The sequence below is a fragment of the Massilia sp. UBA6681 genome (assembly GCF_002454935.1).
In the GTDB taxonomy this organism is placed as follows: Bacteria; Pseudomonadota; Gammaproteobacteria; order Burkholderiales; family Burkholderiaceae_D; genus Telluria; species Telluria varians.
In genome coordinates, this window is the sequence record NZ_DKJX01000127.1 from 12,817 (window position 1) to 32,237 (window position 19,421).

20 protein-coding genes are annotated in these 19,421 nt (G+C 65.0%); 10 read left to right on the forward strand and 10 right to left on the reverse strand.

Annotation, left to right across the window (positions count from 1 at the left end; genetic code table 11):
* The first annotated feature begins 12 nt into the window (after positions 1-12).
* The 8 genes from B2R83_RS23415 (at position 13) to B2R83_RS23450 (ending at position 5,436) form a co-directional block, all read left to right on the forward strand.
* Entirely contained in the window at positions 13-819 is an 807-nt protein-coding gene (locus B2R83_RS23415) for a hypothetical protein (protein WP_292045533.1), read from the forward strand.
* A gap of 33 nt (positions 820-852) precedes the next feature.
* Positions 853-1,209, forward strand: coding sequence for a YciI family protein (locus B2R83_RS23420; RefSeq protein ID WP_292045535.1), 357 nt, complete (start codon positions 853-855; stop codon positions 1,207-1,209).
* Between the two features lie 213 nt (positions 1,210-1,422).
* The gene (locus tag B2R83_RS23425) at positions 1,423-1,791 is read left to right on the forward strand and encodes a YciI family protein (protein ID WP_292045537.1); all 369 of its coding nucleotides are present in this window, start codon (positions 1,423-1,425) and stop codon (positions 1,789-1,791) included.
* A gap of 26 nt (positions 1,792-1,817) precedes the next feature.
* Positions 1,818-2,231, forward strand: a complete 414-nt coding sequence (locus tag B2R83_RS23430; RefSeq protein WP_292045538.1) for a VOC family protein — start codon at positions 1,818-1,820, stop codon at positions 2,229-2,231.
* 18 nt (positions 2,232-2,249) lie between these two features.
* Positions 2,250-2,675 carry a VOC family protein gene (locus B2R83_RS23435; protein WP_292045539.1) on the forward strand — a complete coding sequence of 142 codons (426 nt, stop codon included), beginning with the start codon at positions 2,250-2,252 and terminating at the stop codon, positions 2,673-2,675.
* Positions 2,675-3,946 (forward strand): RNA polymerase sigma factor, encoded by a 1,272-nt coding sequence (locus B2R83_RS23440; RefSeq protein ID WP_292045541.1) that lies wholly within the window; start codon positions 2,675-2,677, stop codon positions 3,944-3,946. Before B2R83_RS23435 ends, B2R83_RS23440 begins: the two co-directional genes overlap by 1 nt.
* A 244-nt stretch (positions 3,947-4,190) precedes the next feature.
* Positions 4,191-5,087 (forward strand): MBL fold metallo-hydrolase, encoded by an 897-nt coding sequence (locus B2R83_RS23445; protein WP_292045543.1) that lies wholly within the window; start codon positions 4,191-4,193, stop codon positions 5,085-5,087.
* A gap of 142 nt (positions 5,088-5,229) precedes the next feature.
* The gene (locus B2R83_RS23450; protein ID WP_292045545.1) at positions 5,230-5,436 is read left to right on the forward strand and encodes a hypothetical protein; all 207 of its coding nucleotides are present in this window, start codon (positions 5,230-5,232) and stop codon (positions 5,434-5,436) included.
* 62 nt (positions 5,437-5,498) lie between these two features.
* Here B2R83_RS23450 and pulA read toward each other — a convergent pair whose 3' ends face one another.
* Positions 5,499-8,549 (reverse strand): pullulanase-type alpha-1,6-glucosidase, encoded by a 3,051-nt coding sequence (gene pulA, locus B2R83_RS23455; protein WP_292045548.1) that lies wholly within the window; start codon positions 8,547-8,549, stop codon positions 5,499-5,501.
* Between the two features lie 359 nt (positions 8,550-8,908).
* Between pulA and B2R83_RS23460 the strand changes: the two genes are divergently transcribed.
* A complete protein-coding gene (locus B2R83_RS23460) occupies positions 8,909-9,997 on the forward strand; it encodes a collagen-binding domain-containing protein (protein WP_292045552.1) in 1,089 nt (362 codons plus the stop codon).
* Here B2R83_RS23460 and B2R83_RS23465 read toward each other — a convergent pair.
* From B2R83_RS23465 to rpsF, 8 genes are all read right to left on the reverse strand, one after another.
* Entirely contained in the window at positions 9,963-12,749 is a 2,787-nt protein-coding gene (locus B2R83_RS23465) for a bifunctional diguanylate cyclase/phosphodiesterase (protein WP_292045554.1), read from the reverse strand. The genes B2R83_RS23460 and B2R83_RS23465 overlap by 35 nt on opposite strands.
* A 110-nt stretch (positions 12,750-12,859) precedes the next feature.
* Positions 12,860-13,870, reverse strand: a complete 1,011-nt coding sequence (locus B2R83_RS23470) for an inorganic phosphate transporter (protein ID WP_209589005.1) — start codon at positions 13,868-13,870, stop codon at positions 12,860-12,862.
* Between the two features lie 33 nt (positions 13,871-13,903).
* Positions 13,904-14,530, reverse strand: coding sequence for a DUF47 domain-containing protein (locus tag B2R83_RS23475; RefSeq protein WP_036206524.1), 627 nt, complete (start codon positions 14,528-14,530; stop codon positions 13,904-13,906).
* An 87-nt stretch (positions 14,531-14,617) separates the two neighbouring features.
* Positions 14,618-16,003 (reverse strand): replicative DNA helicase, encoded by a 1,386-nt coding sequence (locus B2R83_RS23480; RefSeq protein ID WP_209589004.1) that lies wholly within the window; start codon positions 16,001-16,003, stop codon positions 14,618-14,620.
* A gap of 118 nt (positions 16,004-16,121) precedes the next feature.
* Complete coding sequence (gene rplI / locus B2R83_RS23485) at positions 16,122-16,574, reverse strand: 50S ribosomal protein L9 (protein ID WP_285382482.1); 453 nt, start codon at positions 16,572-16,574, stop codon at positions 16,122-16,124.
* Positions 16,575-16,611: 37 nt separating this feature from the next.
* A complete protein-coding gene (gene rpsR, locus B2R83_RS23490; RefSeq protein WP_027866749.1) occupies positions 16,612-16,902 on the reverse strand; it encodes a 30S ribosomal protein S18 in 291 nt (96 codons plus the stop codon).
* A gap of 42 nt (positions 16,903-16,944) precedes the next feature.
* Positions 16,945-17,235 carry a primosomal replication protein N gene (gene priB, locus B2R83_RS23495; protein ID WP_209589003.1) on the reverse strand — a complete coding sequence of 97 codons (291 nt, stop codon included), beginning with the start codon at positions 17,233-17,235 and terminating at the stop codon, positions 16,945-16,947.
* A 28-nt stretch (positions 17,236-17,263) separates the two neighbouring features.
* Complete coding sequence (gene rpsF, locus B2R83_RS23500) at positions 17,264-17,650, reverse strand: 30S ribosomal protein S6 (protein WP_020656856.1); 387 nt, start codon at positions 17,648-17,650, stop codon at positions 17,264-17,266.
* A gap of 273 nt (positions 17,651-17,923) precedes the next feature.
* Between rpsF and lexA the strand changes: the two genes are divergently transcribed.
* Positions 17,924-18,556: a transcriptional repressor LexA gene (lexA, locus tag B2R83_RS23505; protein WP_027866747.1), complete on the forward strand. Its 633-nt coding sequence runs from the start codon at positions 17,924-17,926 to the stop codon at positions 18,554-18,556.
* Positions 18,557-18,592: 36 nt separating this feature from the next.
* On the opposite strand, the gene B2R83_RS23510 is transcribed toward lexA, so the two are convergent.
* Complete coding sequence (locus B2R83_RS23510; protein ID WP_292045566.1) at positions 18,593-19,327, reverse strand: tetratricopeptide repeat protein; 735 nt, start codon at positions 19,325-19,327, stop codon at positions 18,593-18,595.
* Positions 19,328-19,421: the final 94 nt, after the last annotated feature.

Genomic DNA, 19,421 nt, shown 5'->3' on the forward strand with positions numbered 1-19,421 from the left:
TATTCACCACGCATGATCTTCCTGCTGAAACTCCTGCTCGTACCAGTCCTGATCGCCCTCGTCACCCTGGCCGGCCGCCGCTGGGGGCCGGGCGTGGCCGGCTGGCTGTCCGCCTTCCCCATCGTCTCCGGCCCGATCCTGCTGGTGATCGCGCTCGAACAGGGTCCGGCCTTCGCCGCCAGCGCGGCCGGCAACACGCTGCTGGCGGTGCTGGCCATCCTGGTCTTCAGCGTCGCCTATGCACGCTGCGCCCACCTCGGCATGCCGCGCGCATTGAGCGCCGCCCTGCTCGCCTACGGCCTGGCCGTGCTGGTGCTGCAGGCCCTGCCCGTCCAGCTGCCGCTGTGGGCCGGCTTCGCCGCCGTCGTGATCGCGCTCCTGGGGGCGCCGCGCCTGTTCGGTCCGGCACCGGTGCCGGCCGCCGCCGTCAAACCCGCCGCTGACCTGCCCTGGCGCATGCTGGCCGGCGCCCTGCTGTCGCTGAGCGTCACCTATGCCGCCGCGAGCCTGGGCCCGCGCCTGTCCGGCCTGTTCGCGATGTTCCCGGTGATGAGCACGGTGCTGGTCGGCTTCTCGCACCGTGCCAACGGTCCGGGCTTCGCGGTGGCGCTGCTGCGCGGCATGGTCAACGGCTACTATGCCTTTGCCGTGTTCTGCCTGGTGCTGTCGCTGCTGCTGGGTTCGCAGCCGGTCGGCCTGGCCTTCCTGCTGGCGACCGGCGCCGCACTGGTGGTGCAATTGGGAGTCAAATGGATGGTGCAGCGTTCTTGCGCGCAGGATTTGCCCAAAGCGCGTGCCGGCGGCCAGAAGGCAGCTTAGAATAGCCGCGTTCATCACAGAGGAGAGATGCCGATGCCGCACATGCTGTTGATCCATGAACCCGTCGGCCAGCGCGCCACCCGCAGCGAGGCCGAGGGTCGCGCCGTCTACGACCGGATGCTGCGCTGGGGCGAGGACCTGCGCAGCCGCGGCCTGCTGCTGGGAGCGGAATCGCTGGCCTCGCAAGACAAGGCGGTGCGCGTCACCGTCCCGGCCGGGAAGGCGCGCATCGTCGATGGACCGTTCGCCGAGGCCAAGGAGATGGTCGGCGGCTTCTTCCTGGTCAATGTCGACACCCGCGAAGAAGCGGTCGCGCTGGCGCAGCAGTGTCCGGCGGCCGAGTGGGCGACGGTGGAGGTGCGCGGCCTGGCCCCCTGCTTCGACCGCTAACTGCCAGCACGCAAAATTGGGTCCCGGCCTTCGCCGGGACGACATGCTACTTCTTCCACCAGCTCATGAGCCGTCATCCCGGCGCAGGCCGGGATCCAATTCCATATCGCAGTGACGAAAAATATTTCGGCCGTGATGTCGAAATTCCGGCGTCCCATTCGTCGTAGCAGATGGAAGCCCCCAACGCTTCCATCCCACGACAAGGAGACCACCATGCGTTTCATGATCATCGTCAAGGCCACCCCCGACACGGAAGCCGGCATCATGCCCGCCCAATCCCTGTTCGACGCCATGACCGCGTACAACCAGGAGCTGGCCCGCGCCGGCGTCCTGCTCGACGCCAACGGCCTGCGCCCCAGCCGCGACGGCTGGCGCATCCGCTACGACGAAGGGCGCCGGACCGTCACCGACGGTCCGTTCGCCGACACCAGGGAGCTGATCGCCGGCTACACCTTGATAGGGGTGCGCTCGCGCGAGGAGGCGATGGAGTGGTCGCGCCGCTTCCCCAACCCGCACGGCGAGTTCGCCAATGCCGAGATCGAAGTCCGCCAGCTCTACGAGCCGGCCGACCTGCCCTCCTGACACTCCCCCCCAACAAGGAAACGAGCATGAAAAAGCAGATCGCCATCACCCTCCCGGTCCGGGACCTCGAACGCAGCAAGGCCTTCTTCGCCGGACTGGGCTTCGGCTTCGACGAGCGCTTCAGCAGCCAGCACGGCGCCGGCATGATCGTGTCAGACGACATCACCGTGATGCTCGCCTCCGAAGACATCGCCCGGACCCTGTGCGCCAAGCCGCTGGCCGATCCGCGCAGCAGCAGGATCGCGCTCCTGTGTCTGTTCTGCGACAGCCGGGCCGAGGTCGACGCCGTCGCAAGCAAGGCCCTGGCCCTCGGCGCCACCCTGCCGGAGCCGGTGGAAGACCACGGCTTCATGTACCAGCACGGCTTCGAAGACCTGGACGGCCACATGTGGGCGCTGACCTTCATCGAGAGCATGCCCGAGCAGCAGGCCGCCGCCTGAGCAGACAAGGAGAGCAGCATGAACAAGCAGATCTACGTCAACCTTCCAGTGAAGGACCTGGAGCGCAGCAAGGCCTTCTTCGGCGCGCTCGGTTTTTCATTCAATCCGCAGTTCACCGACCAGAACGCGGCCTGCATGATCGTCAGCGAGGACATCTACGTGATGCTGCTGACCGAGCCCTTCTTCCAGGGCTTCACCAACAAGCCGGTCGCCGATGCGCGCAAGTCGACCGAAGTGCTGCTGTGCCTGTCCTGCGACAGCCGCGCCGCCGTCGACGACATGGCCGCCAGGGCGAAAGCCGCCGGCGGCAGCTGGCCGAACCCGCCGAAGGACCACGGTTTCATGTACCAGCACGGCTTCGAGGACCTCGACGGCCACATGTGGGAGCTGGCGTATATGGAAGGCATGCCGGCGCAGGCGGAAGACGCGGCAGCGCAGATTTAATGGACGCCCAGGTCGAACGCAGCATCGCCGCCGTCTGGCGCATCGAGTCGGCCAGGATCGTGGCGGTCCTTGCGCGCATGGTGCGCGACGTCGGCCTGGCCGAGGAGCTGGCCCAGGATGCGCTGGTGGCGGCCCTCGAGCACTGGCCGCGCCAGGGCATCCCGGACAATCCCGGCGCCTGGCTCACGGCCACGGCCAAGCACGCCGCGCTCGACCGCCTGCGCCGCGACCGCCTGCTCCAGCAGAAGCTGGAGCAGATCGGCCTCGACCTCGAAGCCCAGGAGGCCACCATCGTGCCCGATTTCGTCGACGGCCTCGACGCCGCCCGCAACGACGTGATAGGCGACGACCTGCTGCGCCTGATGTTCACGGCCTGCCACCCGGTGCTCTCGCTCGACGCCCGCCTGGCGCTCACGCTCAAGCTGCTGGGCGGCCTGTCCACCCAGGAGATCGCACGCGCCTTCCTGGTGCCGGAGGCTACCATGGCGCAGCGCATCGTGCGCGCCAAACGCAGCTTGGGCGAGGCGCGCGTCCCCTTCGAACTGCCGCCGCCGAACGAGCTGGGCGAACGCCTCGGCGCGGTGCTGGAAGCCGTCTACCTGATCTTCAACGAAGGCTATACCGCCACCGCGGGCGAGGACTGGATGCGTCCCGCCCTCGTGGACGAAGCCCTGCGCCTGGGCCGCATGCTGGCCGAACTGGCCCCTGGCGAGCCGGAGGCGCACGGCCTGGTCGCGCTGATGGAACTGCAGGCCTCGCGCATGGGAGCGCGCCTCGACGCCGAAGGGCGCCCGGTGCTGCTGCTCGAGCAGGACCGTTCGCGCTGGGACGGGGTGCTGGTGCGGCGCGGCCTGGCGGCGCTCGCGCGCGCCGCGCAGATCGGCCTGGCGCGCGGCCCCTACCTGCTGCAGGCCGAGATCGCGGCCTGCCACGCCCGCGCCCGCGCTGCTACAGAGACCGACTGGCGCGCAATCGCGGCGCTGTACGGCGAGCTGGCGCAGGTCCAGCCTTCTCCGGTGGTCGAACTGAACCGCGCGGTGGCCGTCGGCATGGCCGACGGTCCGGCCGCCGGCCTGGCGCTGGCCGACGCGCTGGCGCTTGGCGGCAAGCTGGCCGGCTACCACTGGCTGCCGAGCGTGCGCGCCAACCTGCTCGCCAAGCTGGGCCGGGTCGAGGAAGCGCGCCGCGAATTCGAACGGGCCGCCGCCATGACCGCCAACGGCCGCGAGCGCGAACTGCTGCTGGAACGCGCGCGCTCCCTGCGCTCCTGAATGGCGATGCGCGATTTGGGTCGGATTCAGCTCTTGCATGGTCTTTGAACCGGAAGCGGCCGTATGCATATGCATGCGGAAATTTTTTTCCAATAGTTAATTTCTTAGAAGTGTAGCTTCCTTACGCCCCGTGTATGTCCCAGGGTAGGGGGTTCAAAAAATGCGGATATCTGATGTCATGCGGAACAAAACCCTTATCATGCTCAGTATTCAAAAAACATAACAAGCACGGCTGGGAGTCCCGATGAAATTCCGTTTCTGGGGGGTGCGTGGTTCGATACCGTCCCCCGGTCCACGCACGGCGCGCTACGGCGGCAACACCACCTGCATCGAAGTGCGCAGCGACGATGGCACCCTGATCATCCTCGACGGCGGCACCGGCCTGTTCCCGCTGGCCCAGCACCTACTGGCGCGGCCGCAGGCGCCGGCGATCCAGGCCAACATCTTCATCACCCACAGCCACTGGGACCACATCCACGGCCTGCCCTTCTTCACGCCGCTCTTCATCAAGGGCAGCCGCGTGCGCCTGCACGGCGCCCACGACCCGGTGACTGGCAAGGGCATCGAGCACGTGATGGCGGTGCAACTGCAGAACAGCTACTTCCCGGTCAGCGAAACCCAGATGAGCGCCACCATCGAGTACCGCAGCCTCGACATCGGCACGCCGGTCGCGGTCGGCGATGCGGTGGTCGGCAATGTCCTGATGAACCACCCGGTCACCAACCTCGGCTACCGCATCTCCTGCCATGGCCGCTCGCTGTTCTTCACCGGCGACCACGAACCCTGGCACAACCCCCATCCGCCGGGCGACCCGGCCTTCGACGCGTTCGAAGCGCACCTGGGCGAGCGCCAGCGCGCGACCGACGCCGCCATGGCCGGCGTGGACGCACTGATCGTCGACTGCTCCTACACCCGCGAGGAATACCCGTCCAAGGCCGGCTGGGGCCACGGCACTTTCGATGGCGCCATCGAGATGGCGCTGCGCGTGGGCGCGCGCGCCCTGTACTGCACCCACCACGAGCCGACCCGCAGCGACGACGAGCTCGAGGCCGCATTCGCCGCCGTGATGGCGCGCTACCGCGCGCGCCTGGGCGAGCTGCAGGTGCGGCTGGCCTTCGAAGGCCTGGAAGTCACGCTGTGAAGCACGCGCCGTCGGCGCGCAGCACGAGGCAGCCATCCGCCATGGGTAATCGCGCGGTGGCCGCTGGAAAAGCCGCCCTTTCCGGCATGGGCGGCACTACAATCGCTCCTGTTGAAACGTCTTGAACAAGGAGTTGTATCGTATGAAGAAGTTGATGCTGGCCGCCCTCGCGTCCACCCTGCTGGGCGGCTGCGCCCATCAATCCTCTACCCCGCGCGAGAGCCGGGCCCAAGATGATGACTACGTCTCGGTCGGCAGCAATATCCCGCGCAAGAAGACCGCCGGCGTCAGCGCGGTCAGCACCGTGAGCGCAGCCGAAATCGAGAACGATCGGATGAGCGGCAAGTAATCCATATCGGGCCGCGCAGGCCGCCAGCGAACAAGGCCAGGATCACCTGACCTTGTTGCTGCTTACTCCTCGCCGCGGTTCGCCCCCCTCTCGACGAACACCGCCGCCGTGCGCGCCGGGATCGTGAAGCTGCCGTCGGCGTCGCCGTAGCCGGACGTCTTCACCACAGGGTCAGGCGAGCTGACCTGCACCTGGTGCAGCTTGAACTTGCGCCCCTTTAGCTCCGGAATCGCGATCGTCTTCGCTTCCTTGTCCACGTTGAACAGCACCGCCACGCTGCGGTAGCGCGCGTCCGGGTAGCGGCCCGGCTTTTCCCCGTCGATGTGCATCACCACCAGGCCGGGCAACTGGTCCGGCCCGGTGTTGTAGAATCGCAGGCGCTCTTCGACGTCCTTCGCGCTGCGCAGGCGGAACAGGCTGCTGTCCGTGCGGATCCGGAGCAGGTCCTCGAAAGCCTCCTTCGCCGCCAGGATCGCCCTGGTATCCGGCTTGATCAGCGGGTTTTCCAGCACCGGCGTCATCAGGCCCCAGTTGTCGCGGTTCTTGTCGCTTGAGGGCAGGCCCACGCCGAAGTTGTTCGACGCGTAGCTGTAGTCGAGGCGGTTGAACCAGTCGCCCGCGTTGTAGCTGTCGCGGTCGAGCGACTTGGAACGCAGCAGCTCCTGTCCCGCATGGATGAAGGGAATGCCCTGCGACAGCAGCACGATGGCCGCGCCCAGGTTCTGCACCCGCACCCGGTCCGACAGCGAGGTCGATTGCGGCAGGCGGAAGGCGTTGATGTCGAACAGGGTCTGGTTGTCGTGCTTCTCGACGTAGTTGATCGTCTCGACCGGGCTGGCGGTGTAGCCGGCGCGCTGGCCGAAGTAGTCGATGTCGGCATTGCTGCGCAGCGAACCGAAACGATCGACGAAGCGGTAGTCGCGCAGGGTGCCCGACAGGCCCACGCGCACCAGGTCGGCCAGGCGCAGCGCATCGTCGCGCGACTGCCTTGCCAGGTGGTTCGGGTCGTACCACACGCCGTTGATGAAGCCCTGCTCCTTGACGAGGTTCTCGCCGCCGTCGCAGCAGCCGCCGCCGCGCACCGTGTCGCGCAGGCGGTCGTTGAAGGAGCCGATGCCGGTGCCGAACAGGTTGGCCTGGCGCGCCGTCACGAAGCGCTGGTCATTGGCGACCGCGCCGAAATTCCAGCCCTCGCCATACAGGTAGATCTCGCGGCCGGCGGCCTGGTTGACGCGCGCCTGCAACTGCTTCATCACGCTAAGTGGCGCGAAGCTCATGATGTCGAAGCGGAAGCTGTCCACCTTGTACGCGCTGGCCCACAGCGCTACCGAGTCTGTCATCAGCTTGGCCATCATGGTGTGCTCGGCGGCGGTGTCGGCGCAGCAGCTGTCGTTCAGGTTGGCGCCCTTGTCGTTCAGGCGGTAGTAGTAGGTCGGCACGATCTTGTCGAGGGTCGACAGCTGGCCCTGCTGCGAGGCGCTGGTGTGGTTGTAGACCACGTCCATGGTGACCCGCAGGCCGGCCTCGTGCAGGCTCTGCACCATCTCGCGGAACTCGCGCACGCGCGCGGCGCCGTCGTTGGCGTTCGATGCATAGCTGCCTTCCGGGGCGTTGTAGTGCACCGGATCGTAGCCCCAGTTGAAGCAGTCGGCATCGCGCACCGCCTCGATCGCGGCCTGCTGTGCTTCCGAGGCCGGGCCGGCATCCGGGATCACGGGCGACACGCAGCCGGCTTCGTTGACGCTGGCGATGTCGAACACGGGCAGCAGGTGCACGTGGCTCAGGCCCGCCTTCTGCAGCGACTGCAGGTGGCGCATGCCGCGCGAATTGCGCTCGGCAAAAGCCAGGTACTTGCCGCGGCGCGCGGCGGGTACCGAGTCGTCGTTCAGCGAGAAGTCGCGCACGTGCAGCTCGTAGATGGAGATGTCGGCCGGATGCGCGAGCGCCGGGATGCGGTGCTTGTCCCAGTTGCGCGGCTTGAGCTCGGAGCTGTCGAGGTTGGCGAGATAGCTGCGGGCGCTGTTGGCGTTCAGGCTCACCGAGTAGGGGTCGGTGACGGTATTCGTCACCAGCGTGTTGTCGGCCCAGCGCGACAGCACCTTGACGGTGTAGGTGTAGTAGGCGCGGTTGGTCCAGTCGGCACTTGGGGCCGTGTAGCTCCAGACTCCGGTGGCGGCATCGAAGCGCATCGCCACCTGGCTGGCGGCGGGCGCGTTCGCGTCCGGATAGATGTCGAGCGCCACCGACTTGGCGGTCGGCGCCCACAGGCGGAAGGTGGGCACGCCGGCGCCGTTGAAGCTCACGCCGAGCCTGGTGTCGGCCGCGCGCGCGGCGAACACCTCGTCGAGCATGCCGGCGGTCTGCAGCGAGGTCACCTGCACCAGCTTGCCGCCAGCGTCGAACTGGGCGATCGCGAACTGGGCGCTGGCCAGGGCGGCGACCTTGGCCGCGTCTGGCGTCGACAGCGCCAGGCCGGTGCTGCCGGCCAGGTGCGGAAATTTCGCGCGCACCGCCTCCGGCAGCGGCGCCAGGCTCAGGTCCATGCTGCCGTCAAAGCCGGTGACGCCGGCGGCGCCCGAACCGAGGCCGCCGTTCGCCGCGTAGTACAGCTTGTAGCTGCCGCTGGCGGGTGCGCCCGGCCAGGCCAGGGTGCCGGCGGCCAGCCAGTGGGCGCCGGCCTGGGCCAGGCTGCCGTAGCTGGGCGCCGGCGGCGCGGTATAGATGCTGCAGTCGCCCTCCAGCAGCCAGATCTCGTGGCCACGGCTACCCACGTCGGCGGGCAGCTGCGCGCCCTGGTCCGCGCCGCAGTTCTTGGTGCCGCTGCCGTCGGTGACAAGGAACCACAGGGCGGTCTTGCCTGGCGCCAGCGGAATGTCGACCCAGCCGCCGAAATCGTCGCTCTGGGTGAACATGAAGCGGTCCGTGATCCAGGCCGAGCTCGGCCTGGCCGGGCCATCCCAGGAATACACGCCCCACTGGGCGGTATCGTTCTGGACGCGGCGGAAATGGATGCGGATGGTGCCGGGCGCGACCGGCGCGGCAGCGCTGGCGGCCGGCTGCTGGGCGAAGGCGCTGCTAGCCGGCAGGGCGATCCCGGCCACTGCAGCAAGCATCCCGCAAGCAGCCAGGCTGACATGCAAGCGTGAAGTCAAACTACCTCTGTTGCGCATAATGTCCCCTTAATCGTTGTTTTTAAACGCTGATTGCCCGGACCGCTTAGCCGCAGGCGGCAGCAGTGGCAGACGCCACTGTGTAATATTACTACCAGAATTAGCAAAAATGTAAAGGAACACCGGGAATTTCGGAAGCTGCGTTCGCCCCCCGTCTTAAGCTCGGCAAACTACCGGAGTTGTCAATATGCCACATCGAATTTGACGAATTTGTTGCGCAAAATCTCATAAAGCTCTAATATCCACCAGGAAATTAACGTTGTTATTATTGAATCTGCGCTGTTATCACGATTGGATACCCCATGATTGCCCGCACTTCCGCCGCGTTTGCCGTAATGATGCTGTCCAGTGCGGGCCAGGCCGCCGCCGTACCGCTCACCTCCACCGAAATGCTGCAGCAGTTCAACGTTGTCGTCAGCGGCAACCTGAACTCGACCTCGCACGTTGACGGCCGCACCTATGTGGGAGGCGATGTGGAGGGTGGCGCATATGTGCAGCACGCCGGCAGGACGCCCGCGTCGAACTATGCCGGCCTGACGGTGGGCGGCAACGTGAGCGGCAATGTGCACGTGAACGGCCTGGGGGCAGTCGTCGGCGGCAACGTCAAAAATGCCACCGTCAATTCCGGCGAAAGCCATGTCGGCGGCTCGGCGTCCAATTCCAGCTTCAACGGTAATGTTTATGTCGCCGGCGCCGCTTCCAACGTCAATTTCGGCCAGAAAATCCATGCCGCCAGCTATAGCGGCATCAACCTGAACGGCAAGGTACTGAACGCGACCACCAGCACGATGAACAGCACGCTGGAGGCCTCGACCTCCACCGATTTCTCGTCGCTGATGACAGGGCTGTCCACGCAATTATCGGCGTTGCAGGCCACCCCTGGCACCTCGGTCATTTTCAGCAATAACGACCGCCAGGTCAGCTTTTACGGCATGCCGGTCGACGGCATGCTGGTGTTCGACCTGACCACGCTCGACAGCAAGATCTTCTCGTCCATCACCTCCGATCTCAGTTTTAACCTGAACGGCGCCAGCACGGTCATTTTCAATACCAACGACAGCATCCTGAACCTCAACGCCAACTTCGCCCAGCCCCAGAACCTGGCCAGCTCGCTGATCTGGAACTTCGCCGGCGCGAGCAGCGTCAGCGTCGGCCGCACCTTCGGCGGACAGGTGCTGGTAGCAAACGGGACGTTCAGCAACACCGGCGGCGCCAACGTCGAGGGGGGCGTATACGCCAAGAACCTGAATCAGGGTGGCGAAATTCACTTGCAGAAGTTCTCCGGCTCGCTTCCTGCGGAGGTGCCGGAACCGGGAACCCTGGCCTTGCTGGCGGCCGGCGCGGGGATGATTGCCTTCACGGGTCGGCGGCGCAAGCTTCCGGGCCGCTGAAACAGGCGCCGACAAGGCCACCGAGGGGCGCTCCTCCCCCCCAGGCCCGGGCAAGCGGCGCCCGGTGCGCTTCGGGCGCCACCGGGCGCGAAAAGTAGAAGCCCTGCCCTTCGTCGCAGCCGAGGGTCCGCAGCAGCTGCATCTGGCGGCGGCTTTCGATGCCCTCGGCCACTACCCGCATGCCCAGCGCGTGGGCCATCGCAATCATCGAGGCGATCAGGGTGTCGCCTTCCGGGTGTTCGATGCGCAGCACAAAGGCGCGGTCGATCTTGAGCACGTCGAAGCGCAGCTTCTGCAGCTGGGACAAGGACGAGTAGCCGGTGCCGAAATCGTCGATGCACAGCTTGATGCCCAGTTCGCGCAGCTGGCTGAACACGGCCGACTCGCCGATCCCTTCCTGCATCATCGACGATTCGGTTACCTCGATTTCCAGCATTCCCGGGTCGATGCCGTGGCGCGCGACCGCGTTGCGGAACATCGCGATGACATCGGACTGGCTGAACTGGCGCGGCGAGATGTTCACCGAGACCGGCACCAGGGCCGCGCCGTGGCGCGTCCAGCTCGCCAGTTGGCGGCAGACGCTGTCGATCACCTGCTCGCCCAGGCGCACGATCAGACCGGTCTCTTCCAGCAGCGGGATGAAACGGTCGGGCCCGACCAGGCCCTGGCCGGGGCGTTCCCAGCGCACCAGGGCCTCCATGCTGGCGGCGCTGCCGGTCGCCAGATCCACCCGCGGCTGGTAATGCACCACGAACTGCTGCAGGTCGAGCGCCCGGCGCAGCTCCACTTCCGTTTCGAGCCGGGCGCGGATGGCCTCGAAGAAGCGCGACTGGAAGAAGCAGAAGCCGCCCTTCCCTTCGGTCTTGACCGAGTACATCGCGATGTCCGCATTCTTGAGCAGGGTCTCGGCATCCTCGCCGTGCTCGGGATACAGGCCGATCCCGATCGAGGCGCCCAGCACGTGGGTGGCGTGCTGCACGTGGAAGCCGTCGTGGAAGGCCGCGAGGACACGGCCGGCGACGTGCTCGACGTCTTCCCGGCTGCCGACCTGCTCCAGCAGCACCACGAACTCGTCGCCGCCCAGCCGCACCACGTGGTCGCGCGGGCGCACCGCCAGTTTCAGGCGCTTGCCGACGGTACGCAGCAGCTCGTCTCCGGCCGCATGCCCGAGCACGTCGTTGACGGCCTTGAAGCCGTCGAGGTCGATGAACAGCACGGCCAGCCCATGCCCGCCAGCGCGCGCCCGCGCGATCGCCCGCGGCAGGAATTGCTGGATCCAGTAGCGGTTCGGCAGGCCGGTGAGCTCGTCCGAATTGCTCCTTCGCTCGAGCTCGGTCAAATGCGCCTTGGATTCGCTGATGTCGCGGATCGTGACCGCCAGGTCGCCGTTGGCGCGCACCGCCTTGTAGCGGATCCAGCGGGCCCGCAGCGGCTGGTCGGGCGCCGGCTCGACCGGCAGTTCGCGATCGTAGAAGCCGGTCTCGAGGGCCTGGCACAGGCGCTCGCAGGCCCGCTCGAACAATTCGCCCCGGTAGAACTCGGACAGGCGGTGGCCGATCAGCTCCTCCGCCTGCCTGCCGAACATGGCGGCGCCGTGCTGGTTGCAGTCGACGACGCTGAAATCGCGGATCACGCCATGCCGGTCGCGCAGCGGGCGGTTGATGAAGAAGCCGTCGCCGGCGTCCTCGGTGGCCAGGCGGTAGGCGGCGCGCAGGGCGTCCATCTGGTGCTGGCGCCAGCGCGCGTGCACGAAGACACCGGTGGCCAGCAGCCCGGCCAGCATGATCCAGGCGCTGTTCCACCAGGCCGCGGCAAGCCGGGCCTCGCGGTGGGCCCAGAAGGCCGCCATGGCGCTATATTCGTCGATACCGACGATGCCGACCAACCCGAGGTCGGGGAACGGCTGCCAGCCGACCACGCGCAGCCTTCCGTCCGCGAACCAGCGCCGTCCGCCGAGCAAGGCCACGCCCTGCGGATCTCGGCCCGGCATGGGCTCGCGCAGGAATGGCTTGCGGTAGGAATGGACGGTGTCGCCCGTGCGGGTGGCCAGCAGGGCGCCATCGGTGCGCGCCACGGCGGCGAATCCGTATTTCCCCAGGATCGGCTCGGCGTAGTGCTGTGTAAAGAATGCAGGCAAGACGTTGATCAGCACAATGCCGTCGAAGCGCCCGTCGGGGGTCAGGAGCGGACGCGAAAAGGCGACCACCTCCTGCCCGGTCAGCTGGGCGTCCAGCGGTCCGCTCAGGTACAGGCGATCCTCGACGGCATGCTGCTGCGCGACGAAATAGGGCCGGTTGCCGAAGTAGCGGCCGACGGCAGCCGGATGCGTGCTGGTGACGGCGATGCCATTGCGGTCGATAAATGCTACCGCAGACATATATTGTTGAGAAAAGATCCCTGCTTCCAGGGTGCCGGCAAGATCGCCGCGGTTGCCCGAGCTGGCCCAGCTGTGGCGCAACAGCAGCAGCAGGCGGTCGGTCTCGTCGATCGAGCGGCGCGTGCGGATGACGAGGCTCTGCGCATAGGCCCCGGCCTGCTGCTCCAGCTCGGCGCCGCGCTCGCGCTCTTCGTGTCCCAGCCCGCGCAGCACATAGCTCCACAGCACGGCGATGACGACCAGGGCAATCGCCGGCCACACGAGCAGGAGCGACATCCGCTGGCGCAGGAAGGCCAGGAAGGGACGCAGTGGGCTGTTCACACCGAGACCAAGCGTGCTCGCGGCCGGGATCGCCTTATCGATACGCGGGTTCATGATTCCTGCGCGGCATGGGGGCGGCAAGCCAGTATACGCCCCGCGCGCCCGCGGGACGTAAAAAAGCCCGGACGGGCCGGGCTTTCCATGCAGCAGCGAAGGGGCGCTTCTTACATGATGTGGGTGCCGATCCACCAGGCGATCGCGGCCATGAAGGCCGAGGCCGGGATGGTGAAGATCCAGGCCCAGACGATGTTGCCCGCCACGCCCCAGCGCACCGCCGACATCTTCTGCGAGGCGCCCACGCCGACGATCGCGCCGGTGATGGTGTGGGTGGTCGAGACCGGGATGCCGAAGTAGCTAGACATCAGGAGGGTCATGGCGCCGCCGCTTTCCGCGCAGAAGCCGCCGACCGGCTTGAGCTTGGTGATCTTCTGGCCCATGGTCTTGACGATGCGCCAGCCGCCGAACAGCGTGCCGAAGGCGATCGCGGCATAGCAGGAGATGATGACCCAGGCCGGCGGATGGGTGTCGCTGGCGCTGACGTAGCCGGCCGCGATCAGCAGCATCCAGATGATGCCCATGGTCTTCTGCGCGTCGTTGCCGCCGTGGCCCAGCGAGTAGGCCGCGGCCGAGGCCAGCTGCAGGCGGCGGAACCAGGTGTCGACCTTGCGCGGCGTCGACTTCACGAAGGTCCAGGACACGATCAGCATGATAATCGAGCCGAGCGCGAAGCCCAGCATCGGCGCGACCACGATGAAGGCCACGGTCTTGAGCAGGCCGCCGGAGATCAGCGAGCCGGTGCCTGCCTTGGCCACCGCCGCGCCCACCAGGCCGCCGATCAGCGCGTGCGAGGACGAGGACGGGATGCCGTAGTACCAGGTGATGATGTTCCAGGCGATCGCCCCGACCAGCGCACCGAAGATGACGTAGTGGTCGACCACGTGCGGGTCGATGGTACCCTTGCCGATGGTCTGCGCCACCTTCATGTTGACCACGAAGATCGCGATGAAGTTGAAAAAGGCGGCCATCGCCACCGCGTGCTGGGGTTTCAGCACGCCGGTCGACACCACGGTGGCGATCGAGTTCGCCGAGTCGTGGAAGCCGTTCATGAAGTCGAATACCAGTGCCAGCAGCACCAGGAAGCCCAGCACGTAAATGCTGATGTTAATAGTTTCCATGTTTATTCTTGTTGTGCGTGTGCGCTGTGCACGTTACGCGTTCTCGACGATGATGCCTTCGACGATGTTCGCCACGTCTTCGCAGCGGTCGGTGACGGTTTCGAGGATCTCGTAGATCGCCTTCATCTTGATCAGGTTGCGCACGTCCGGTTCGTCGCGGAACAGCTTGGACATGGCGGCGCGCATCACGTGGTCGGCGTCCGATTCGAAGCGGTCGATCTCTTCGCAGATGGCGACGATCTTCTGGGCGTTGCCCATGTCGTGCAGCAGGGAGACGGCTTCCTGCACCTTCTTGCAGGCAGCCAGGCACAGTTCGGCCAGGCGCGCGGCTTCCGGGGTCACGGCGTGCAGGTCGTACAGCGAAACCGTCTGGGCCGCGTCTTCCATCATGTCGAGGATGTCGTCCATGCTGGTGATCAGCTTGTGGATGTCATCGCGGTCGAGCGGGGTGATGAAGGTCTTGTGCAGCAGGTCGACGCATTCGTAGGTGATCTTGTCTGCTTGTTTTTCGATGCTTTCGACGGCGTGGGTGCGGTTTTCCAGGTCGTCGAAGTTGGTCATCAGGCCAACCATTTCCTGCGCGCCCTTCACGCACAGGGCGGCGTGCTGGTTGAACAGGTCAAAAAACTTGCCCTCCTGGGGCATCAGGCGTCCGAACATATTATTCTCCGTTGTGAATCTCTTGGGACTTCGAGACCGCTGCCACGGCTGGCAGCGGCGAGGTGGTAAATCGCGGCTTATTGCTTCTTAATCGCCCTGATAGATGCTCAGGTTGCCGCTGTAGTTGCCGAACTTGGTGTAGGAGCCGATCCAGGTAAGGCGAATCGCCCCGATCGGGCCATTACGCTGCTTACCGATGATGATCTCGGCGGTTCCCTTATCGGGCGAGTCGGGATTGTAGACCTCGTCGCGATACAGGAAGATGATAACGTCGGCGTCCTGTTCGATAGCGCCCGATTCGCGCAGGTCGGACATGACGGGTCGTTTATTGGGTCGCTGTTCCAGCGAGCGGTTCAGCTGGGACAGTGCGATGACGGGGCAATGCAGCTCTTTCGCCAGGCCTTTCAGGCTTCGCGAGATCTCGGAGATCTCGGCCGCGCGGTTGTCGCCCGGCTGGCTGCCCTGCATCAGCTGCAGGTAGTCGACGATGATCAGGCCCAGCTTGCCGCACTGGCGCGCCAGGCGTCGTGCCCGTGCGCGCATCTCGATCGGGTTCAGCGCCGGCGTCTCGTCGATGTAGAGCTGGGCGTCGTTCATCTTTTGAATGGCGTGCGTCAGGCGCGGCCAGTCTTCGTCGTTCAGGCGGCCGGTACGCAGGCGGTGCTGGTCGAGCTGGCCCACTGAGCCGAGCATACGCATGGCCAGCTGGGCGCCGCCCATTTCCATGGAGAAAACAGCCACCGGCAGGCCGGCTTCGATCGCGACGTTCTCGCCGATGTTGACCGAGAACGCGGTCTTGCCCATCGACGGACGGCCGGCGACGATGACCAGGTCGCCCGGCTGCAGGCCGGAGGTCATACGGTCGAGGTCGATGAAGCCGGTCGGCACGCCGGTGATCTCGCCCTGGTTCTCGCGCGAGTACAGCTCGTCGATGCGCTCGACCACTTGCGTGAGCAGCGGCTGGATCGGGTTCCAGCCCTGCTGGCCTCGCGCGCCGGTTTCGGCGATGGCGAAGATCTTCGATTCGGCCTCGTCAAGCATCTGCTTGACTTCCTTGCCCTGCGGGTTGAAGGCGTTGCCCGAGATTTCGTCGGCGACCGTGATCAGGTTACGCAGGATGCCGCGGTCGCGCACGATCTCGGCGTAGCGGCGGATATTCGCCGCCGACGGCGTGTTCTGCGCCATCGCGTTCAGGTACTGCAGGCCGCCCACCTCCTCGGCCTTGCCCAGCATGTTGCAGGCTTCGTAGACCGTGATCACGTCCGCCGGCTTGCCGGCGTTGATCAGGCGGATCATCTGTTCGAAGATGATGCGGTGGTCGTAGCGGTAGAAATCCTCTGCGTGCATGAAGTCGGCAATGCGGTCCCAGGCTGCGTTATCGCGCAGCAGGCCGCCGATGACGGACTGTTCTGCTTCGATGGAATGCGGCGGGATGCGCAGGGAATCGACTTGCGGATCGGATGGGGAATTCATGGCGGGCATTATACCGTTTCCGGTCACACGGCTGACATAATTGGCGAGATTTCCGGGTATAAAAAAAGCCGGGCGAACCCGGCTTTTTCATTAAAACAACAGTTGCCTGTCGTTATGCTTAGGCAGCTTCGCCGACGACGGCGATGGTGATTTCCGAGACGACGTCGGTGTGCAGCGCGACGGAGACCGGGAATTCGCCGGTGGTCTTCAGCGGACCGGTCGGCATGCGAACCTGCGACTTCTCGACCGGGAAACCTTGCTTGCTCAGGGCTTCGGCGATGTCGAAGTTGGTGACCGAACCGAACAGACGTCCGTCCACGCCCGCCTTCTGGGCGATGGTGACGGTCATGCCGCTCAGCTTGTCGCCTTGCGCCTGGGCAGCCGACAGCTTCTCAGCTGCTGCTTTTTCCAGTTCGGCGCGCTTGGTTTCGAACTCGGCCACGGCGGCCTGGGTAGCGCGGCGTGCCATTTTTTGCGGGATCAGGAAGTTACGTGCGTAACCGTCCTTGACTTTGACGACGTCGCCCAGGTTACCGACGTTGACGACTTTTTCGAGCAGAATAACTTGCATATTTTTTCTCCAGGATATCTAGCTGACGTGCCGCGATTTAAGCGTTGTGCAGGTCGGTGTACGGCAGCAGCGCGAGGTAGCGTGCGCGCTTGATGGCGGTGTCGACCTGGCGCTGGTAGTGCGCCTTGGTACCGGTCAGACGTGCCGGCATGATCTTGCCGTTTTCCTGGACGAAGTCCTTCAGGGTGTCGACGTCCTTGTAGTCCACCTGTTCCACGCCTGCGGCGGTGAAGCGGCAGAACTTCTTGCGCTTGAACAGCGGGTTCTGCTGCTTGCGCTTCATTTTTTCTTTAGCTTTGTTTTTGTCGAACTTTTTACCGAATGCCATTTTGAGGCTCCTGTATCTGTAATCTAAATAGGCCGAGTACTGTTACGCGGCACTGAAATCAATGATGTGAAACACCAAGGCTTTGCTGTTGCGGTTTTTCCGTGCGAGGAATCCTTCGAAGCGGTAGGCGGCGCCGAGCTCGGCGCTTTCCAGCCTGCCTGAAATCTCGCCCGCGCCGAGCGCAGGGATTTCAAACGCGACCTGCCTTGCCACTCCGGCCTCGACCTGCTGCGAATCGTGCATCAGGATCGCGCCCACGATGGGGACGCCGGCCGGGGTGAAACGCAGTACGTCTCGCTCCGCGATGGTCGCGATGAGCTGGAACCGGTTCACTGCGTTCTACGAATTCCCGAGAAAAAACTTAGGCAGCGGCGGCCGGAGCAGCGGCTGCTGCTTCTGCGCGGTGGCTCTTGGCTGCGTCTTCGCGCTGGACCGACTTCATCATCGGCGACGGTGCGGTTTCGGCCTTCTTCATCTTGACGGTCAGGTGACGCAGGACGGCATCGTTGAACTTGAATGCGGTTTCCAGCTCGACCAGGGTCTCGTTGTCGCACTCGATGTTCATGCAGATGTAGTGAGCCTTCGGCAGCTTCTGGATCTGGTAAGCCATCTGGCGACGGCCCCAGTCTTCCACGCGATGGATGTTACCGCCGCGGCTGGTCACCGTGGTCTTGTAACGCTCGATCATCGCCGGAACTTGTTCGCTCTGGTCCGGGTGGACGATAAAAACGATTTCATAATGACGCATGCAACACTCCTTGAGGACGTTTAAACAAATGCCCACCTCGGCGTCAAGACGAGTGTGGGAAGGGAAAGCCTTCGATTATAGCCTGAAAAGCCGGCGGATGGGAACCCATGGCATGGAGCAGCCCGGCAAATGGCGGCCAAAAGCAGGCATCGGCGCCACGAATGCGGACGCACTGCACAAATTTTTTACAGTTTTCCCGTGTTTGCCCTTGCGCATATCAGAATACTGTACAAAAATACAGTCTGCTCTTACAACTAATGCCGTAAAACACCCATGCTCAAGCTCACTGCAAGGCAAGAACAGATCCTTAACCTGATCAAGGAAGCGATCGAAAACACCGGCTTCCCGCCGACCCGCGCCGAAATCGCGGCCGAGCTGGGTTTCAAATCGGCCAATGCGGCCGAAGAACACCTGCAGGCCCTGGCGCGCAAGGGCGCCATCGAGATTTCGCCGGGCACCTCGCGCGGCATCCGCCTGGTCGGCGCCTCCGTCGAACAGGTCCCGATGGTGCCTGCGGCCCTCATGATGTCGCTGCCGCTGGTCGGCCGCGTGGCCGCCGGTTCGCCGATCCTGGCCCAGGAACACGTCGAAGCCACCTACTCCGTGGACGCCGCCATGTTCTCGGCGCGCCCCGACTTCCTGCTGAAGGTCAAGGGCTGGTCGATGCGCGATGCCGGCATCTGCGACGGCGACTTCCTGGCCGTCAAGAAGATCGACAGCGCCAAGAACGGCCAGATCGTGGTGGCCCGCCTCGGCGAAGAAGTCACGGTCAAGCGCTACCGCAAGACCGGCAACCTGGTCGAGCTGTTGCCGGAGAATCCGGACTTCAAGGTCATCCAGGTGAACCCGGAAGACGAGTTCGCGCTGGAAGGCCTGGCCGTCGGCCTGATGCGCAGCTGGCATTAAGCCTGCGCCCACCAAGCCGCCGGCTTGCGCGGCGGCTTATTGAATCTTCTTGTCCGCCCAGTGGGAATCCTTCTTGGCGGATTTCACCATCTGGTTGTGCTCGGTCACATAGGCATCGGTCGCCGAGCGCCATGCGGCGTAGTCCGCCAGCACCAGCTTCGAACCCACCTTCGCTTCCTCGGTCAGGTTTTCCTGCAGCTGGGCCAGGTAGGCATTCGATTTCTCCATCTCCTCCTTGTTCATCAGCTTCTGGATGTCGCTCGGGACGCGCTTGGTCAGCGGCAGCGACGCGTTCAGGTTGGTGACGTACTTGTTGTAGCACTCCTGCCACGTCTGCACGGCCGCGCTGATGCGGTCGATGTCGGCATTGACCTTCGACATCGCGGGAATGCGCGGCGCGGTGCAGCGGAACTCGCCCGACTTCAGGTCTTCGCCGTCGTAGCCCTTGATCCAGTAATCGATGTCCTTGCGGCGCTTGACGCGCTGCTCGATCAGCTCGAGCGAGGCGATCGCGACCTTGTTGCCCTTGGCGGCGGATTTCTTGAACAGATCGACAGCCCTGGCTTCGTCCACCTCCCCTGCTTCGCCGTAGAAATACATTTGGCCCAGCGCCTGCTGCGCGGCCGGATTGCCGGCATTGGCCAGCTTGGTGTAGATCTTCATCGCGCCCGCGTAGTCCTTCTTCTCGAACAGGGCATTGGCGTCTTCCAGCTCGCCGGCAAAGGCGGCGCCGCACAGCAGCAGGGATGCAAGGAACAGCTTGGTCTTCATGGGCAGATGGCTGAGGTAAAAGGAAATCCCATGATAGCGGCAATGTGCCGCCCTGCTCAACCGCTGAAACAAAATCGGCAGCCCAGGGCTGCCG

Bases quoted from the DNA above. Each gene is read 5' to 3' on its own strand.
- B2R83_RS23415 (WP_292045533.1), top strand. From the start codon at position 13: ATGATCTTCCTGCTGAAACTCCTGCTCGTACCAGTCCTGATCGCCCTC.
- B2R83_RS23420 (WP_292045535.1), top strand. From the start codon at position 853: ATGCCGCACATGCTGTTGATCCATGAACCCGTCGGCCAGCGCGCCACC.
- B2R83_RS23425 (WP_292045537.1), top strand. From the start codon at position 1,423: ATGCGTTTCATGATCATCGTCAAGGCCACCCCCGACACGGAAGCCGGC.
- B2R83_RS23430 (WP_292045538.1), top strand. From the start codon at position 1,818: ATGAAAAAGCAGATCGCCATCACCCTCCCGGTCCGGGACCTCGAACGC.
- B2R83_RS23435 (WP_292045539.1), top strand. From the start codon at position 2,250: ATGAACAAGCAGATCTACGTCAACCTTCCAGTGAAGGACCTGGAGCGC.
- B2R83_RS23440 (WP_292045541.1), top strand. From the start codon at position 2,675: ATGGACGCCCAGGTCGAACGCAGCATCGCCGCCGTCTGGCGCATCGAG.
- B2R83_RS23445 (WP_292045543.1), top strand. From the start codon at position 4,191: ATGAAATTCCGTTTCTGGGGGGTGCGTGGTTCGATACCGTCCCCCGGT.
- B2R83_RS23450 (WP_292045545.1), top strand. From the start codon at position 5,230: ATGAAGAAGTTGATGCTGGCCGCCCTCGCGTCCACCCTGCTGGGCGGC.
- pulA (WP_292045548.1), bottom strand. From the start codon at position 8,549: ATGCTTGCTGCAGTGGCCGGGATCGCCCTGCCGGCTAGCAGCGCCTTC.
- B2R83_RS23460 (WP_292045552.1), top strand. From the start codon at position 8,909: ATGATTGCCCGCACTTCCGCCGCGTTTGCCGTAATGATGCTGTCCAGT.
- B2R83_RS23465 (WP_292045554.1), bottom strand. From the start codon at position 12,749: ATGAACCCGCGTATCGATAAGGCGATCCCGGCCGCGAGCACGCTTGGT.
- B2R83_RS23470 (WP_209589005.1), bottom strand. From the start codon at position 13,870: ATGGAAACTATTAACATCAGCATTTACGTGCTGGGCTTCCTGGTGCTG.
- B2R83_RS23475 (WP_036206524.1), bottom strand. From the start codon at position 14,530: ATGTTCGGACGCCTGATGCCCCAGGAGGGCAAGTTTTTTGACCTGTTC.
- B2R83_RS23480 (WP_209589004.1), bottom strand. From the start codon at position 16,003: ATGAATTCCCCATCCGATCCGCAAGTCGATTCCCTGCGCATCCCGCCG.
- rplI (WP_285382482.1), bottom strand. From the start codon at position 16,574: ATGCAAGTTATTCTGCTCGAAAAAGTCGTCAACGTCGGTAACCTGGGC.
- rpsR (WP_027866749.1), bottom strand. From the start codon at position 16,902: ATGGCATTCGGTAAAAAGTTCGACAAAAACAAAGCTAAAGAAAAAATG.
- rpsF (WP_020656856.1), bottom strand. From the start codon at position 17,650: ATGCGTCATTATGAAATCGTTTTTATCGTCCACCCGGACCAGAGCGAA.
- lexA (WP_027866747.1), top strand. From the start codon at position 17,924: ATGCTCAAGCTCACTGCAAGGCAAGAACAGATCCTTAACCTGATCAAG.
- B2R83_RS23510 (WP_292045566.1), bottom strand. From the start codon at position 19,327: ATGAAGACCAAGCTGTTCCTTGCATCCCTGCTGCTGTGCGGCGCCGCC.